This is a genomic window from Mycobacterium sp. 852002-51152_SCH6134967 (assembly GCF_001667105.1).
In the GTDB taxonomy this organism is placed as follows: Bacteria; Actinomycetota; Actinomycetes; order Mycobacteriales; family Mycobacteriaceae; genus Mycobacterium; species Mycobacterium neumannii_A.
In genome coordinates this window covers 98,943-115,080 of the sequence record NZ_LZIK01000070.1, presented here as the reverse complement: position 1 = coordinate 115,080, position 16,138 = coordinate 98,943, and the positions used below count along the sequence as shown (strand labels likewise).

At 64.8% G+C, this 16,138-nt stretch carries 16 protein-coding genes and 1 pseudogene; 12 read left to right on the top strand and 5 right to left on the bottom strand.

The window, feature by feature from the left end:
* Positions 1-329: 329 nt before the first annotated feature.
* A complete protein-coding gene (locus tag A5790_RS23910) occupies positions 330-773 on the bottom strand; it encodes a DUF305 domain-containing protein (RefSeq protein WP_064415687.1) in 444 nt (147 codons plus the stop codon).
* A gap of 542 nt (positions 774-1,315) precedes the next feature.
* On the opposite strand from A5790_RS23910, the gene ripC reads away from it, so the two are divergent.
* Together ripC and A5790_RS23895 are read left to right on the top strand one after the other, a co-directional pair.
* Entirely contained in the window at positions 1,316-2,428 is a 1,113-nt protein-coding gene (gene ripC, locus A5790_RS23900) for a peptidoglycan hydrolase RipC (protein ID WP_369829814.1), read from the top strand.
* A gap of 823 nt (positions 2,429-3,251) precedes the next feature.
* Positions 3,252-3,920, top strand: a complete 669-nt coding sequence (locus tag A5790_RS23895; protein ID WP_064415689.1) for a DUF305 domain-containing protein — start codon at positions 3,252-3,254, stop codon at positions 3,918-3,920.
* A 200-nt stretch (positions 3,921-4,120) separates the two neighbouring features.
* Here A5790_RS23895 and A5790_RS23890 read toward each other — a convergent pair whose 3' ends face one another.
* Together A5790_RS23890 and A5790_RS23885 are read right to left on the bottom strand one after the other, a co-directional pair.
* Positions 4,121-5,278, bottom strand: a complete 1,158-nt coding sequence (locus A5790_RS23890) for a cell wall metabolism sensor histidine kinase WalK (protein WP_064415694.1) — start codon at positions 5,276-5,278, stop codon at positions 4,121-4,123.
* The gene (locus A5790_RS23885; protein WP_064415690.1) at positions 5,278-6,033 is read right to left on the bottom strand and encodes a response regulator transcription factor; all 756 of its coding nucleotides are present in this window, start codon (positions 6,031-6,033) and stop codon (positions 5,278-5,280) included. The genes A5790_RS23890 and A5790_RS23885 overlap by 1 nt, the downstream gene beginning before the upstream one ends.
* A gap of 116 nt (positions 6,034-6,149) precedes the next feature.
* Between A5790_RS23885 and A5790_RS23880 the strand changes: the two genes are divergently transcribed.
* Positions 6,150-6,383, top strand: a complete 234-nt coding sequence (locus tag A5790_RS23880) for a hypothetical protein (RefSeq protein ID WP_064415691.1) — start codon at positions 6,150-6,152, stop codon at positions 6,381-6,383.
* On the top strand, positions 6,376-7,890 hold the full coding sequence (locus tag A5790_RS23875; RefSeq protein ID WP_064416757.1) for a multicopper oxidase family protein: 1,515 nt from the start codon (positions 6,376-6,378) through the stop codon (positions 7,888-7,890). The genes A5790_RS23880 and A5790_RS23875 overlap by 8 nt, the downstream gene beginning before the upstream one ends.
* Positions 7,891-7,976: 86 nt before the next feature.
* Here the strand turns inward: A5790_RS23875 and A5790_RS23870 are convergent.
* Positions 7,977-8,425: pseudogene (locus A5790_RS23870) on the bottom strand (NlpC/P60 family protein); the annotation flags it as partial.
* Between the two features lie 117 nt (positions 8,426-8,542).
* Between A5790_RS23870 and A5790_RS23865 the strand changes: the two are divergent.
* From A5790_RS23865 to A5790_RS23835, 7 genes are all read left to right on the top strand, one after another.
* The gene (locus A5790_RS23865; protein ID WP_328586879.1) at positions 8,543-9,010 is read left to right on the top strand and encodes a hypothetical protein; all 468 of its coding nucleotides are present in this window, start codon (positions 8,543-8,545) and stop codon (positions 9,008-9,010) included.
* An 83-nt stretch (positions 9,011-9,093) separates the two neighbouring features.
* Positions 9,094-9,630, top strand: coding sequence for a TlpA disulfide reductase family protein (locus A5790_RS23860; RefSeq protein ID WP_231987885.1), 537 nt, complete (start codon positions 9,094-9,096; stop codon positions 9,628-9,630).
* Positions 9,627-10,049 carry a BlaI/MecI/CopY family transcriptional regulator gene (locus tag A5790_RS23855; protein ID WP_064412530.1) on the top strand — a complete coding sequence of 141 codons (423 nt, stop codon included), beginning with the start codon at positions 9,627-9,629 and terminating at the stop codon, positions 10,047-10,049. The genes A5790_RS23860 and A5790_RS23855 overlap by 4 nt, the downstream gene beginning before the upstream one ends.
* Positions 10,046-10,948: a M56 family metallopeptidase gene (locus tag A5790_RS23850; protein ID WP_231987884.1), complete on the top strand. Its 903-nt coding sequence runs from the start codon at positions 10,046-10,048 to the stop codon at positions 10,946-10,948. Before A5790_RS23855 ends, A5790_RS23850 begins: the two co-directional genes overlap by 4 nt.
* Positions 10,949-11,251: 303 nt before the next feature.
* Positions 11,252-12,034, top strand: coding sequence for a L,D-transpeptidase family protein (locus tag A5790_RS23845; RefSeq protein ID WP_082681039.1), 783 nt, complete (start codon positions 11,252-11,254; stop codon positions 12,032-12,034).
* Positions 12,035-12,197: 163 nt separating this feature from the next.
* On the top strand, positions 12,198-12,587 hold the full coding sequence (locus A5790_RS23840; protein ID WP_064412531.1) for a BlaI/MecI/CopY family transcriptional regulator: 390 nt from the start codon (positions 12,198-12,200) through the stop codon (positions 12,585-12,587).
* Positions 12,584-13,525 carry a M56 family metallopeptidase gene (locus A5790_RS23835; protein ID WP_064412532.1) on the top strand — a complete coding sequence of 314 codons (942 nt, stop codon included), beginning with the start codon at positions 12,584-12,586 and terminating at the stop codon, positions 13,523-13,525. The genes A5790_RS23840 and A5790_RS23835 overlap by 4 nt, the downstream gene beginning before the upstream one ends.
* Before the next feature lie 421 nt (positions 13,526-13,946).
* Here A5790_RS23835 and A5790_RS23830 read toward each other — a convergent pair whose 3' ends face one another.
* Positions 13,947-14,360 (bottom strand): DUF2752 domain-containing protein, encoded by a 414-nt coding sequence (locus tag A5790_RS23830; RefSeq protein ID WP_231987882.1) that lies wholly within the window; start codon positions 14,358-14,360, stop codon positions 13,947-13,949.
* 1,246 nt (positions 14,361-15,606) lie between these two features.
* On the opposite strand from A5790_RS23830, the gene A5790_RS23825 reads away from it, so the two are divergent.
* The gene (locus A5790_RS23825; RefSeq protein ID WP_231987881.1) at positions 15,607-16,038 is read left to right on the top strand and encodes a hypothetical protein; all 432 of its coding nucleotides are present in this window, start codon (positions 15,607-15,609) and stop codon (positions 16,036-16,038) included.
* The last annotated feature ends 100 nt before the right edge of the window (positions 16,039-16,138 follow it).

The following is a 16,138-nucleotide window of genomic DNA, read 5'->3' as shown; positions in this document are numbered from 1 at the left end:
TCGTTAAAGATTCGGTAAAGCCTTTTTAGATCGACCGTCTTGCCGAGACCTACGCTTCTCCACCTACTATGCTACTACGTAAAAACAGATGGACGTCGTTACGAGTCGGTGAGCGTGTGTTGGCGAGGTCGCGGCAGGGGTGTTCTCAGCAGTGATTTCGTCACCGCAAGTATGCGTGGCGTTGGGGCCACACGAGCGGTGCTCCGCCAGTCGCACTCACGCTTGTAGAGGGCTGTAAGAGGCGATGCCGTTCCTGCAGCGGCCGGCTCTGCGACTCCACTCAGCAGCCGGACTTGCGAACACAAGATGACGAGAAGTTGCGGCATACATCAGTAGCGGTCGAGGATCCGCTTCATTTCTTCGATCTCTGCTTGCTGACTGCGCACGATCTTGTCGCACAAGGCGATGATCTCAGGATCGGTGATTTTCGATTCCTGACATACCAGGATTGCGCGCGAGTGATGCGGAATCATTGATTTCAGGAATTGCTCGTTACCGACGAATGTCTCCGTGCGTCCCAAGGCGAACGCACCTAGAAACATCACTGCCAGCGCCGTGTACATAGCTATGTTGAGCCGGGTGTTCCCGAACATCCCCGCCATCACAATAAGCATGACGACTCCCATCGCGGCCACCATGATCAGCGCCATGTAGAAGTTGCTCAAGTTGAAATAGAAGTGATCGATAGTCCTGATCATCGACATCGTCAGCACGAACATCAGGATGAGGCTCGCTGCCATCGTGATACCGAACCTGACGTACGGCCGGTTCATAGGTGTTCTCCTTCGTTTACAAGTACAGGTCTCAATGGCGGTCAAAGCGCCGTAGGTCGAAGCGATAGCCGCGCTCGAGAACCCATACCCACTTGAGGCGCCTGTACGCGGATGATCCAAGGGCTACGGTCGAGATCTTGCCCTGGCTCTTTGGGTGTGCCGCGCGGTAACTGCTGAAGCGGCGTCGCAAGATGCTGATCGCGCCGACAAACCCGTCGTCTCTCCCGGCCGTGTCGTAGACGGTGGCAGACGATGTCATTGTGGCTGCTGCGTATTGATGGCGGACCGAAGGCTCGCGCCGTGAGCAGGGATGACTGACTGGTAGAAGGCAAGCGGGCCTACAGCGGCGGCGAAGATCGTCGAACGTCCGGCACCGGGTTGGGGGCCTGCTGTACATCACATCGTCTGAAACCCGCTACGCCGCGGGGTGCGTAACCCGAATTCTGACCATTGCATGGACAAGTTTGATGCCGTTTCGTAACCTATTCGAGACCTACGTACTTTCACCGGACTTCGGCTTGCCGCTGTAGAGGATCGTTGCTTTGTCACTGGACCATGTAGAGCGCATGGGTCGGCGGTGTGGGCGTGCGCTTGCCGGGGCTTTTGTCTCTCTGGCTTTCTTGGGTTCGATGGTGACTGGCGATGTGAGCGCAGATCCAGCCGCCGACGCGCTAGCCAGGCTAAACGAGTTGTCCCGCACGGCCGAACAGACGACTGAGGCGATGCATTCGGCGCAAATGGAGCTCGACGCCAGATTGGCTGCCCAGCGGGCTGCCGAGGAGCGCAAGGCCGCCGACGAGGCGGTGCTGAAATCGGCCAAGGCTGAGCTGACTGAGTATCAGGGCGCCGTCGACAAGGTTGCGGCCACCATGTATATGGGTGGCCGGCCAGATGGTGTATCAGCGATGTTGACCGCCGATTCTCCGCAACAGCTGATTGATCAGCTGGCGCTCGAGCAGGCGATGGCCACTGAGATGACCGACCGGATGCGGGCTTTTCAGAAGGCCGACGAGCGGGCCGTGTTGGCGGCCAAGGCGTCAGCGGCATCGGCCGAAGCGGCCCGTGCCGCGGCGGAGCAGGCGGCCGCGGTCCGCGCGCAGCTGCAGTCCAAGCAAAGCGACCTGCAGCGCCAGATCGCCGCGGTGAAGGCGCAGTACGACGCTTTGACTCCCGATCAGCGCACCGTCTTGGCCGATCCCGGTCCGCCGCCCCCGCAACTGCCGGCAGCACCGGTACCAGCTGACCTGGCGATTGTCGCCATGCCCGGTCAGCCGCCCGTCCAGAACGCCGTGCCGCCGGCGGCGCCTGGCGGTGAGGGAACTGCTGTGGTGCAGGCAGCGTTGTCGCGGGTGGGCTCGCCCTACTCGTGGGGCGCGACCGGGCCGAATGCCTTCGACTGCTCGGGACTCATCAAATGGGCCTTTCTGCAGAACGGTAAGTCCCTGCCGCGGTCGAGTCAGGCGCTGGCCCAGGGAGGTCAACCGGTCGCGATCTCAGACCTGCAACCTGGTGACATCGTGACGTTCTACTCCGATGTCTCTCATGCCGGCATCTATATCGGTGACGGGATGATGGTGCACGCCTCGACCTACGGCACACCGGTGAAGGTAGCGCCCATTGCGAACGCTCCAATCCACAATGCGCGCCGCTACTAGCAGCGCGATAGTCAACCGGGGAAGAAGTCGGCGGTGCGCTGAGTCCATGTCTTGACGTCATCGACGCTGCCGGGATGTGCATTGTCGAGTCGGGGATCAACTGCGCCAGTCGCTCTGCGGTAGACACTGAATGCAGCGGATCGATGTCCCACGCAAGGATCAGAGTGGGATGCGACAATGCGGCGAGTTTCGCCGGTTCAGGCAGGTCGGATTGCCCCACTCCGCGCAGCGCTGAAACACCACAGCATCGTCAACGTCCGGAGTGAACTTCGCGTGCGGATACTCGGCGAAAATCGGTAGCGGCGCCGCCTCCACCTACTGTCGACGCCACGCGGCGGCGCCGAGGTCGTCGATGAGATCAGCCGTGTCGAGGTACCACTGGCGGAGCTGGTCGGGGCCTGGCTCCCACGCCACGGGAGGAATGAGAAGAGCCAGTCGCCGGAACCGATGCGGTGCCGCCGGCGCTGCATAGAGTATCGCGGCTGCGCCCAAGGGAGGAGCCGGCGAAGTCGGTCGGTAGTCGGCGGGACCGGCCACGGCCGGCCCGTCGCTCCGTCTGCCGTGGTGTTGGGTATATGCCAACCGCCGGAAGGATCGCTTGTACCCTGCCCAGCGCGATGGGCTTGTCTGGGCCGAAGTCCGACGTGGCCAGTGGTCTTTACCGATTCTTCATCGAAAATCGAGCCGACCCTTAAGTCTTGGCTCCACGCTGGTAGCGCAAGAGTGGACAGCCCGCAGCCAGGTATCAAGGCGATGCGGTTACGCCCCGCGGATCGTCCACAGGGACAAAACATCAATTTTCATGACTACGAAAGGAATCGGTGTGCACCCTAAGCGGCTAGTTACCTTCGCCGCCGCTGCGGTCGCGGCCACGGTGATTTTGAGCGCCTGTAGCAACGACAATCCGCAAGGCGAGCAGGACATGGCGTCGATGACGACCACGGCGGCCGCGACGCCGTCACCGTCAGCACCAGCGGGAGGTGACACTGCGGCGCCGTCCCACAACGACGCGGACGTCGCGTTCGCGCAGGGCATGATCCCCCACCACCAGCAGGCGATCGAGATGACCGACATGCTGCTGGCCAAGCAAGGCATCGATCCCCGGGTTGTGTCGCTGGCCAACCAAATCAAGGCGGACCAGGGCCCCGAAATCCAACAACTCCAGGGCTGGCTGGCCGACTGGGGCATGTCCACGACGACGACATCGCCGGGCAGTGGCATGCCTGGCATGCCGGGCCACGACATGGGAGACATGAGCGGTGAGGGCATGATGTCTGCACAGGACATGGCCGCGCTGCGTGACGCTCAAGGTGTCGAGGCCAGCCGATTATTCCTGACACAGATGATCGAGCACCACAGAGGCGCAATCGCGATGTCGCAGACCGAGGTCGACAGCGGTCAGTTCACGCCCGCAATCGAGCTCGCACGCAAGATTAGCGCCTCGCAGCAGCAAGAAATCGACGCGATGCAACAGCTTCTCGGATCGCTGTAGGGCCGGGCCCGGGCCGGGACGAGAACTTTCCCCGTGCCGGTGTGCTGTCCTTCCTACACTGACAACGCTTCGGCGCGGGCGCTGCTCGACACGGCGCCGATCAGCGCCGTTGACCGCGAGAAGCGTGCACACGGCGCCGTAGAGCGCTGCTGCAGTTGTGAAAGCTTCGCCTGGCCTAGCTCGCGCGGCTGTGTGCGCGTTCAGGGTGCGCGCTCCAGCGCGCCGGTGTGCGGTGCAGCCGTACTGCGCCGCAGCGGAACTGCAATTGTAAACGTGGTCCCGGTGCCCGGGCCGTGACTGCTTGCGCTGATGTGGCCACCGTGTGCCTCAACGAGCGTCTTGGCGATGGCCAACCCCAGCCCGGAGCCCCCGTGGTCGCGGGTGCGGGCTGCGTCAGCGCGGTACAGCCGTTCGAACACGTGTGGCAAGTGCTCGGCGGCGATGCCTTCGCCGGTGTCGGTGACGTGCAGCACGAGTCGAGGGCCATCGGTGTCGGCATGCACCTCGACCCGCCCGTGCGGCGGGGTATGCCGTAGCGCATTGTCGAGGAGGTTCGTCATTACCTGGGCCAGTCGCTGTTCATCGCCCCACAGCGGCGGCAGCTGGGCCGAAGGCAGATGCGTCGCCAGCGACACCTGCTTGGCACCATAGCGCTCGCGGAGGGCGGCCGCGGTCTTGGCGATCAGCCCGGCGACGTCGATGTCGGCGAACGCCAGCGACGTCGCGCTTTCCTCAACCTGCGCCAGGCCGGCGACGTCCTCGGCGAAGCGGACCAGTCGCTGGATCTGGTCGCGCAGCATCGCGGTGATGTCGGAAGTCAGCGAGCGCACGCCGTCCTCGATGGCCTCGGTGTAGGCCTGCAAGACCGATATAGGGGTGCGTAGTTCGTGGGCGAGATCGGCGAACAGCTGCCGCCGGCTGGTGTCGACGGCCTGCAGCTGGGCTGCCATTTGGTTGAAAGCTTGCGCCAGCGAGTCGAAGTCCTCACCGAGGTGCGGCGGTGATACCCGGATCCCGTAGCGGCCCTCGGCGACCGCTGTGGCCGCCGACGCCACTTCAGTGATGGAGCGCTGAAATCTGCGGCTGACGTACCAGCTGACCGCGAACGCGACCAACGCCGAGACGGCAACCGCGCCGCCGACCGATAGCGCGGTGGCGTACTGATAGGCCTGGTCGGCGTGGAACTCTTCGGCGGAACCGGCAGCCACGCCGGCTTGGTGTAGGTGTTCACGAAACAGCGGGGGCCCCACGATTGCGGCAACCACCCAGGTGGTGATGGCGCCGGCCAGCAGCACCATGGTTTGAGCGATCAGCAGCCGCATACCGATGCCGGGCCGCCGACGCTTCGGCGTGGCCATCACTGCCCGCTTCCCATACGGTATCCGACACCGCGAACGGTGATGACGTAGCGCGGTGCAGCCGGGTCGTCGCCCAGCTTGCGTCGCACATGGCCGATATGGACATCAACGAGGTGTTCGTTACCGACCCAGGGTCCCTCGCGCACGGTCTCCAGCAGCTGCCGGCGGCTCATTACCACGCCCGGGCGCGCCGACAGGGCGACGAGTATGTCAAATTCGGTGCGGGTCAACAGGATAGGTTCATCATCCAGAGATACTTCCCGCGCCGCCACGTCGATACGCAACGGCCCAAACGACAGCGGGGCCGGTACGTCGCCGCCGCGGTCGGTTTCGCGCTCGGGGGTGGCGCGCGGGCGCCGAAGCATCGCGCGGATGCGTGCCACCAGTTCGCGTGGGCTGAAGGGTTTGGCGACGTAATCGTCGGCGCCGACAGTGAGTCCCACGATGGTGTCCATTTCGGTGTCGCGGGCTGTGAGCATGACCACGTAGGCGTCGGAGAAGGTGCGCAGCTGGCGGCACACTTCGAACCCGTCCATGCCGGGCAGCCCGAGGTCGAGGATCACCACGTCGGGGTCGAAGTCGCGGGCCACGGCCACCGCATCGGGACCGTTGTCGACGATGCGGGTGGTGAAGTGCTCGCGATTGAGGTAGCTGGCCACCACCTCAGCCAGCGCGGCCTCGTCATCGACCACGAGCGCCCGGTAGCCTCGTCCATCCTCACCCGAGGGCACTGATGTGTTGCTCATGGAGTTCATGGTGCCGGGTCACCGCTGCGCGGTGATGGCCCGCGGCATTCTTCAACGAACCTTCACACGACCCTTATCGTTTCGGCGGCTTGCGGCTCGCATGCTGGTCAGCGAAGGAGGCCGCTATGAGTATGGGATGGGCGCCCGTGGCGTTCGACGCCGCCGGGGACTGGCAGCTCTGGCTGGCGCTCACCGGTGTACTGGTCTTGTGTTGGGGGCTCGTCGTTGTCGCCACGGCGACGTTGTTCGGCGCAGCGGGCGGTCGCCAAAGTCGCCGAGTCGTCACCTCCGATCGGGGTGTGCGCGGCGACAAACCCGGACAAGATGAGTCGCGACAGGGGCGTGCGGGTCATGGCTGACGTGCGCGGGCAGTGGAGTCGGCGAAGCTTTCTTGCCGCAACGGTGGCGGCCGGGGCGACTCTGGCTGCGTGCTCGCGCGGCAGCAGCGTCGTCGTGCCTAATAACGCGGTTGCCGGCGCGGAGGCACGCCGCCCGCACAGCGGGCGTACCGTGTCGGCCACGCTCACCGCGGATCGCACGGGTGTAGATCTCGGCGGCACGGTGGCGGAGACGGTCTCGTATAACGGCACGGTTCCGGGCCCGTTGGTGCGTGCGTCGGTGGGTGACGAACTGGCCGTCACCGTGCGCAACCGGCTCGACCGCACCACGTCGGTGCACTGGCATGGCATCGCGCTGCGCAACGACATGGATGGCGCGTCGCCGGCCACACCGGACATTGCCGCCGGCCGTGATTTCACCTACCGGTTCTCCGTTCCATATCCAGGCACCTACTGGGCTCATCCGCACACTGGACTGGACGCTGACACGGGCTTGTACTTCCCCGTCATCGTCGACGACCCCAACGACCCGGGCAGCTATGACGCCGAGTGGGTGGTCATGCTCGACGACTGGACCGACGGCGTCGGATCGAGCCCGGCCCAGATCTATGACGGGCTTCGCAATTCAATGGGCGGACACGACATGCCCGGGATGGGCGACATGCCCGGCATGTCCGGAACGGGAACCGTTCCGGGGGTTGGGGGAGCGGGCAGCAGCACACTGCTCGGTGGCGACGCCGGAGATGTCAGTTACCCGTACTATCTGATCAACGGGCGTATTCCGCAGGCCGCCAGCAGGTTTCGTGTCAAGCCTGGTCAGCGTGTGCGGATTCGGCTGATCAACGCCGGCTCGGACACTGCCTTTCGGGTCGCGTTGGCCGGGCACAAATTGACGGTGACCCACACCGACGGCTTTTCGGTCGTGCCCACCGACGTTGACGCGGTGCTGATCGGGATGGGGGAACGCTACGACGTGGTGGTCACCGCGGGCGATGGCGTCTTCCCGCTCGTCGCGGCCGCGGAAGGAAAGAACGCGTCGGCACGGGCACTGTTGGTCAGCGGGGCGGGTTCACCACCGCCCGCCGACTATGCGCCTGCGGAGCTGCGGGGTCGTGTCGGCACCATTGACATGTTCGGCGCTGCGCCGGGTGCGGCGTTGCCGGCTGCGCGCGCCGACGTGGAGCTGCCGGCCGATCTAGGCGGGTCGATGATGCTCTACGACTGGACGATCAACGGTCTGCGGTTCGCCAACACCCGGCCATTGGAAGTTCGTGAGGGGCAACGCGTCACGCTTTCGTTCAAGAACACCTCGATGATGTGGCATCCCATGCATCTGCACGGCCACACCTTCGAGGTGCTCACCACCAACGGGCGTCCCGGCGCACGCAAGGACACCGTGATCGTGCTGCCCATGCAGCAGCTGCGCGTGTCGTTCGTCGCCGACAACCCCGGCGAATGGATGCTGCACTGCCACAACACCTATCACCAGGAAGCCGGGATGATGACCAGCCTCAACTACATCGGCTGACCGCCCCTCGGTACCAGCCTGGTGGTGGCACCTCACAGCCACGCGCGGCGGCGAAGGGGATAAGACGGCCTGGCCACCTGAGGGTGTCAGTACTCGATGAGCCGGGTGACGTAGAGCATCATGCCGCTGGTACGTACCGGCGAGATCTCAACGACCGACCCGGTGTAGGGCGCTTCGATCATCTGCCCGTTGCCGAGATACATCGCCTCATGCTGGCTTGCATTGGGCCCGTAGAAGTTCAGATCGCCGCGTTGCATTTGTGAGGAGGGGATCTTGCGTCCGGAGTTGTGCTGCGTCCCGGAGTAGTGCTCCAGTTTGATGCACACTCCGGCGAAGGCGTACAGGATCAGCCCGGAGCAGTCGAAATCCGACGGTGTTGGCGCCCTGGTCGATACCGCGGGAGGGACCGCCGGCGTTGCCGCCGCCCCAGGAATAGGGCACACCCAGCTGCGACGTGGTCCGGCGGATCACGTATTCGACTGCCTGGCTGCCATACCCGGGGGATGCGCCCGTTGGTGAATCCAGGGTCGGCGGGGGCGGAGGCTTGCCGACCGGACTATCTACTATGGCAATTAGTACTAAGCTGTTGATGTTCTCGCTGAGCGTTCAGGATGGTGATCATGCGATGCTGCGCCGGATGCAATTTCGGCAGGTGACCGTGGCAGTTATGGCCGCAACCATCGTCGCGCTGCTCACGGGGGTGCCCAGTTCGCTGCTGCCCAACCCCGTTTTCGTGCGCATGACCCCGGCGCCGTGGTGGAGCTATGCGGTGTGGGTTCTCACCGCGGTACTCAGTGGAGTCCTGGTCGCCACCTATGTCCGTCACCGGACAGCAGGGTCCTTCTCTGCTGGGCGGACCGCTATCGTGGCCAACGTCGGATCTGTGCTGGCGGTGGGCTGCCCGGTGTGCAACAAGCTCGTGGTGGCCACTTTCGGGGTCACTGGGGCCCTTACCCTGTGGGCGCCGCTTCAGCCACTGATCGGGGCCGCTTCGCTTGCACTTCTGGGTTGGGCATTGTGGCGACAGCTGACGACATCGCTGTCCTGGCCCGTTCGCGACGACGACGCGCTGTTGCCGACCACCGCCATGGTGCTTGCCGCGCCGGAGCGTGACATCTAACGGTGCGGCGTCGGCTCTTTGTCTTGCTGGTTGCTGTGGCGGCCGCTATCGCTGGTGCCGTTGTCAGTCACGATCCGGTATCTGTGCCGGCGACACAGCGGCTGTCGATCGGCGAGGTGAAGTTCGCACAGACAGCTGCGGCCGAGGCCGGCGCCGCGCCATGCCCCGCCCCGAACCGCGGGGCGTCTGCGGTGCCGACACTTTCCGGGGTGATGGCCCGCTGTCTAGGATCCGCGCAGCCCGTGGATGTCGGCACGGCCGTGTTCGGTACGCCGACGCTACTGAATCTGTGGGCTTCCTGGTGTGCACCCTGTCGTGAGGAAATGCCGGTGCTCGACGCCTACAACAACGTCACCGGCGCCGTGCAGGTCATTGGCGTCAACGTGCGCGACCGGTCGTCCTCTGCTGCTGCCCTGGTCCGCGACCTGCGCATCGGCTATCCATCGTTCACCGACGCCGATGAGGTGGCCGGCGCGTTGGGAGCACCCCAACTGCTGCCGCTGAGCTACCTTGTCGGTACCGACGGATCTGTGCGCCGACTGCCGATGGTCGTCTTCCGCGACGTCGACCAAGTCCAGAAGTCAGTCGCCTCCGCCCTCGGCGAAACGCACCAACGATGACGGCCCGCAAGACAACCAGGCGGACATCGCAGCGCACACCATCGCCTCAGGGACGCCCCTCACCCGGGCTGGGCGAATTAAAGCCGCGATTATGGAGGTGTTCTGGCGCCGACGATGTGGTGCGAGTCCGCGACGTTCTCGATCAACTCGAACCGGCCCGCCAGCTCGCCTATACGACCGTGATGACGGTCATGGATAACCTATACCGCAAGGGCTGGTTGAGCCGTGAGCTCGACGGTCGCGCCTACCGCTACCAAGCCACCCGAGACCGCATTCAGGCGGCCACCGACGCGTTGCGCGAGCTACTGGCGGACAGCGGCGGCCCCGCTGCGGCCCTGTTGCACTTCGCGCGCAGCGCCACCACTGCGGAGACGCGGGCCTTGAGCCGCGGGTTGAAGCAACGGGGTCGGCGGCGGTGACCGCGGTGCTGTGGTGGACCGTCGGCGGAATCGCCATCGGTATCCTCGCGCCACCGATCTTGCGGGCGTTGACCCGGCGCGGTACCGACGCGGCAGTGCTGTTGGTCTCGTGGGGACTGCTGGCGTGTGTCACGCTCGCGGCAGTCGCGCTGCCGGGGCTGGCCGTACTACTGCACCGGTGTTGGCTCGCCCTGCACAATGATCCGCCCGGACAAGTGGACACCGTCGCAGGAATCCTCAGTGCTGCCGCGTTGAGCATCGCCGGCATTCGCGGAGGTTGGCAGCTGAGCCGCACCGGCCGGCATCGACGTCGCTTGCATGCCAAACACGTCGAGCTTGCCTGGTTGCTGACCGGCCGCGGCCCGCACGCCGGCGCGGTGCTGTGGCTGCCTGCCGGCGAGCCGCTGGCCTACAGCCTGGCTGGTAGCCCGCCGCTGGTCGTGATGAGCACTGGACTGCGGCAGTGCCTCGACAGTGCCGCGGTTAGCGCCGTCGAAGCCCATGAGCGCGCCCACCTACGCCGGCATCATCACCTGATGATCGCCGTCGCCCAAGCCGCCGCAGCCGGATTGGGATGGCTGCCGCTGATGCGTCACTCTCCGTCATTGGTGCGCGCATGGGTCGAGTTGGACGCCGACGCACATGCTGCCCGCTCCCACGGCCACCTCGGTCTGCACCGCGCGTTGAAGACGCTGCAGAGCGCGCCCGCGCCGGCGACCGCGCTGGGCATCGCCAGCGACTGCACCCAGCTGCGGCTGGCTCGGCTGGCGGGCAGGCATTCATCTGTGGGCCGCTTCGCCGGACTCAACGCGGCCTGGGGCGCAGCGCTAATTCTGGGCATGACCACGCTGCTGACCTTTGCCGCTCTGACAGGGCTAGTGTCCTGCACGGCCGGCTGACGTCGCACCGTCACCACACTGTGTGACATCGACACTCGCCGCGATTAAGACAGCCTGGTCTTGATCGGCGTGGGACCGGCGTCGTTGAGATCGCGTCGCTCAGTGGCGCGATGTCATGCGATCCGCGAGTCAAGCGACAGGCCAAGACGCGCGGCATTGGCCGCGCCCGCGCTTGCGGGACCACGCCAGAGCGGTTCGATGGCGCGACGTCGCCGCAGCCGCGGAAGCTGGAGTCCATTGCCGTAGCAGGCTGTGCACGCGCTGACCAACGGTGCACGTAGTAGATACGTAAGATGATTTTAGATTCGCATTGCGGTGAAGGGAGGCTTCGTGCACGGCACTCTTCGGGGGCTGCTGACGGTGGCCCTGGCGGCTGCGGCGGTGGTGCTGGCGCCACCGCCGGTGGGGTCTGGGTCGGCCAAAGCATGGGGCGTGGACCCCTCAGTGGAGATGCTAAGTCCGGCGCCTGGTCAGGTGGTAGGCGTTGCTCACCCAGTGCTGGTGGGATTCGGTCGCTCAGTTGACGACCGCGCCGCAGCCGAACGCAGCATCACGGTGTCGGCGTCGCGACCGGTGAAGGGTCAGTTCACCTGGCTGACAGATCGTCTCGTGGAGTGGGTTCCGCGGGGCTTCTGGCCCGCGTATTCGACGGTGACGGTTGCAGTCGGGGGCTTGAAGACCGAATTCAGTACCGGAGCGGCGGTGGTGGCTGTGGCCGATATCTCGGCCTACACGTTTACGGTGAGTATCGACGACCAAGTCGTGCGCGAAATGCCGGCGTCGCTTGGTAAGCCCGGCTTTGACACCCCGGTGGGGACGTTCAAGGTGCTGGAGAAGCAGCGCAGTGTGGTCTTTGATTCCCGCACGATTGGGATTCCGCTCGACGACCCCGAGGGCTACCTGATCGACGGGGAGTACGCCGTGCGAGTGACGTGGGGCGGTGTCTACGTGCATTCGGCGCCCTGGTCGGTCGGTTCGCAGGGCTCGGCCAATGTCAGCCATGGCTGTATCAATCTCAGCCCGGAGAACGCCGAATGGTATTTCAACACTGTCAAGGTTGGCGACCCGGTGATTGTGCAGAGCTAGCCGATGCTTGTGTGACAGGATTTTCGGCGCCACCCTCTCGGGCCGACGTGCGATGGCCGTTTCGCCAAACCCGGACACGTTCACGCCGCCATCTGCGGGTCACAGCATGGCCTAACAGGCTGCACCAGGTAGGCTCTGCAACGACATTCCTGGAGGCTAAACGGTGCGTGTACGAGGATTCGGCGAGCTGGAAGCCGTCGTGATGGATCGCGTATGGAATCACGATCCCGAGATGGTAACGGTGCGCGACATTTTCGAAGAGCTTTCGACCGAGCGTCGTATTGCCTACACCACGGTGATGTCCACCATGGATAACCTGTTCACCAAGGGGTGGCTGGAGCGCGAACGCGATGGCCGGGCCTACCGGTATTGGGCCACCATGACCCGTGAAGAACACAGCGCCCAGTTGATGCGTGACGCGCTCGACGGTGGAGGCCGCTCAGAACTGGTACTGAGCTACTTCATCGAGCAGATCGGCCCCACGGAATCCGAGCGGCTCAGGGAAGCATTGCGGCGACTGGCAAGGCGATCGAGCAGGGCCAAGAAACGGTGAACGTCGCGGCGTGCCTGCTGCTCTACAGCCTGGCGGTGATCGTGGCAGGGCCACCGGTGTTGGTTTTTCTCACCCGTGGCGGGCACGCTCCCAGATGCGGAGTCGCGGCGTGGTTGATCGCAATCGCCAGTGTCTTGCTGAGCTGGCTGACAGTTGTGGTGCTCGTGATTGTCGATGTGGTCGCGCACTGGCACGAAGGCGGCTCTTTCGTTGTGTCTTGCGTCAGGTTCCTGTGCGATCTCGCTGCGGGTAAGGCAGGTACAGCACCACAAATGATCCTGCTGGCTTCAGCGGCTGCCGTGGTGGGCGCCGTCGCTGTTATCGGTATCCGGTTCGTGCGCGTCCTTAGGCGGCTACGTGAGCATGCCTCCGGGCACGCAGAAGCTGTTCGGCTGGTGGGCCGGCCGACCGGCGAACGCGACGTGTATGTCGTCGACGCCCCCGAACGCACTGCGTATTGCGTGGGAGGAAAGCCTCCCGCGATAGTCGTCACCACCGCGGCCGTAGGAGCTCTAGGAAAGCGGGAGCTAGCAGCGGTGCTCGCACACGAGCGAGCTCACCTTGATGGCCGCCACCCCAGAATTCTCACGGCGCTGCGCGGCTTGGCGTTGGTTTTTTCCTGGCTGGGACTGATGACGCGTGGTGCCACCGAGGTATCGCGGTTGTTGGAAATGTGCGCCGATGATGCTGCTGCGCGCCGGCACGGCAAGGCTGCCCTACTGGCCGGGCTGATGGCTCTGGCTGCGGGAGCGCCGGCCGCCGCGCTGGGCGCGGCCGATATCGCCGTATTGAACCGTGCTGAGCGCCTTGCCATCCCGGCTGCCCACCATGTCCGCGTGCGTGCGCAAGCCGCGCTCACGAGCGCTACGGCGATGATGGCGATCGCGCCGCTGGGCACACTTATACTCGGTATTTCCGGGGTCCTTGTGTGCGGCTAGGTGGCTGTCGGCGCGTTTGCGGTTTCCCACCCTTCGCGTCGTGGACACCGACGGATCTCGCCGGTAAGGCAGAGGCCACACTCTGTCGGCGAGGTCTGCGCCACGGCGCTCTCAGCGCAGTGCGGTGTGGGAGAGGCCCGGTCGGTGTGGTCGGCCGAGCCTGCGTTGATGTCGGCCGAGTTCATCTGACAGACCGGCGTCCCCTATTTTGCCTAGTACTGAGCAGCTACGCGCACTGAAGCGCGTGCTCGACAGCTGACCGGCGATATGTGCGCGCACGACACGTGCGCGCTCGGCAGCAGTGCTCGCCGGCAGATCCCGACAATTGCGGCATTTCGCCGGGCTCAACGACGGCTGTCGACCCGAAGCTGGCTGGGCCGACCTACATCCAGCAGTGGCCGCCGTTCGCGGTTCTCCCGGGTCAGCCGCCCATCCATGGCGCTGTCAGCAGCGCCACGTTGGACTGCTGATGGACCTGCAGCGCGATCAAAACCACCACGGCGATCGCGATCACTGAGCGGCGGGGCATCTGGACGTGCACCCAGCGTCCGGTCCACCACCCCGCGGCGCCCCGCAAGACCAAGCCGGCCGCCGCAATCAGCAGCAGGGGAGCGGCGGGGTTGTAGCTCAGCGCCGCCGTCCATTGACCGTGCGTGGTCAGATACACCGCGCGTGTCGCGCCGCAGAACGGATCCATGATTCCGGCGTAATGCAGCGGACCATGGATGTCGACTGGCGGGACGCCGAGCGTGGCGAGCACCATGGCTCCGAGTAAGCCGGCCAGTGCCAACCACGTCCACACTGCCGACTCCGGTTGCCGCGCCGCCAGCGACACGGTGAGCCACCTGCTTGGACGAGCGGCCGACGAAGTGGTGAAGCCCATATGGTCTCCCGCGGTTCTGGACTTCTGCCATGCTACGAGTCCCCTCAGTGACAGCACCAGCGGCGCGCGGGGCCGCATCGAGACCGTAGTCGACCAGCGCGTAAAGCATGCAACCACAAGGCTTTCCGCCTCCAGCAACAGCGCGCCGGTGTCCGAGTGGGGAAGCCAGGCGCGTCCGAATGGTGCGGAGCGTCCGATGGTGGTGGGCGGGCAGCTGGTTGCGGTAGTCGTGGCCGTGCGCGTGATCAGGAGAGTGCCCAATTCCCACGGAAAGTCGGCGCCGACAAAGTGGATTGCGTCGTACAAGTGCCTGGCCTGGACCTTCGAGGAGACCACAATTCATCGACAAGCTGCCAGCGGTGTTAGCGACGCGGGCGCCAGGCGACCTTGCTCATCGCCAACAATCCCTACCGCCGGGGCCGCAACCGGCGCACCGCCGAGCACCGGCACAGGGTTGGCACCCATACCCGAGGGCACCGGGATATCGCCACCATCGTGCCACCGATGATGACAGCAACGGGGGAATGCCATCGAGGCGGCGTGAGCCGCCTGCGGCGGTGATCCAAACGGATAGTGCCCGCAGGGGTGGACTGTCCATAGCGGCAGTGGGCGCCGAAGCGGCAGTGTCTGGCGGGATTCCTTACCCAGAGTCATTCCCTTCGACCGCGCTCAACCAGGCCGACTGGCGGCCACCACCCACATGTCCCAACCGCAGAGGACCGGATCCGAGGATAAGTTAGCTGAATCACGGATGCCCTGACCGCGACGATCAGCATCTACCGGTCAGAAGTGTGCCGTGAGGTTTAACGACTTGCCCTGTTCAGAGGTGCTTGAAGACACTCACACAGCTTGCCGAGGCACATGGATCGGCTCGGCGCCGAGCCGATCCCCCTGTTACTTTTGTGGTTGCTGATGCCAGTGTGATAAGCGTCGACTGAACCTAGGACGCGACGGCGGGCCGGCAAGGCGTCAATGTGGGCGTTGTTTGAATATCTGGAATAGCAGAGCACATGAGCTGCACTTATCGGGCCGACAAGGTGGTGTGGCAGAGCTCATTCAGCGAAAAGAACTGCCCCACTGAGACAGTCATCCACATCACACAATGGGTGTGGTTTGGTTTGAACCGTCGAATCGCGACTGAATAACAACACGGACTCGACTTAGGGACCTACGGAGTATGGCCGTACAAGCTGCTACAGTGGGCGACATTGTGAGGTACCACGACGCTCCCACGAGAAGGCGACTGCGGTCGGCGGTAACGCTGGCTGTCGTTTTTTGGGTGCTGCTTGTCGGCAGTAAAGCGGCGTTGCCGTGGTCGGGCGGTCTCGATGATCACCCGCCTCACGCGCCTCACGCGCTGGTGACGACGACGGCAGATGACTTTGCTGCCGTGATGGATCACCCGCACTTACGAGAGTCGGTGGCGTGGTCGCCGGAGATTCTTTCCGCCGCCGTGGTGCCACGGATCGCCACCCTGTTAGTGGCTTTGGGCATGTTCATTGCCGTGGCCGCGGCCTGGTTGTACGGCGGTCACGGGATTTGGGCGGCGGTGCGCGGCCCGCCGCGTGGCATCGGCCATGTCGCACCGGGTCGCCAATTGCTGACCCGCTTCTGTATTTCACGGCGCTGATTAGGCAGCCCAGACCGACCGCGCTCAGGCGGCACGGCCGGTCGCTCACTGCTGCCCATCGTCAGCTGCCGCGCAGTCAAGTCGCGGCTCCAAGCAGAAG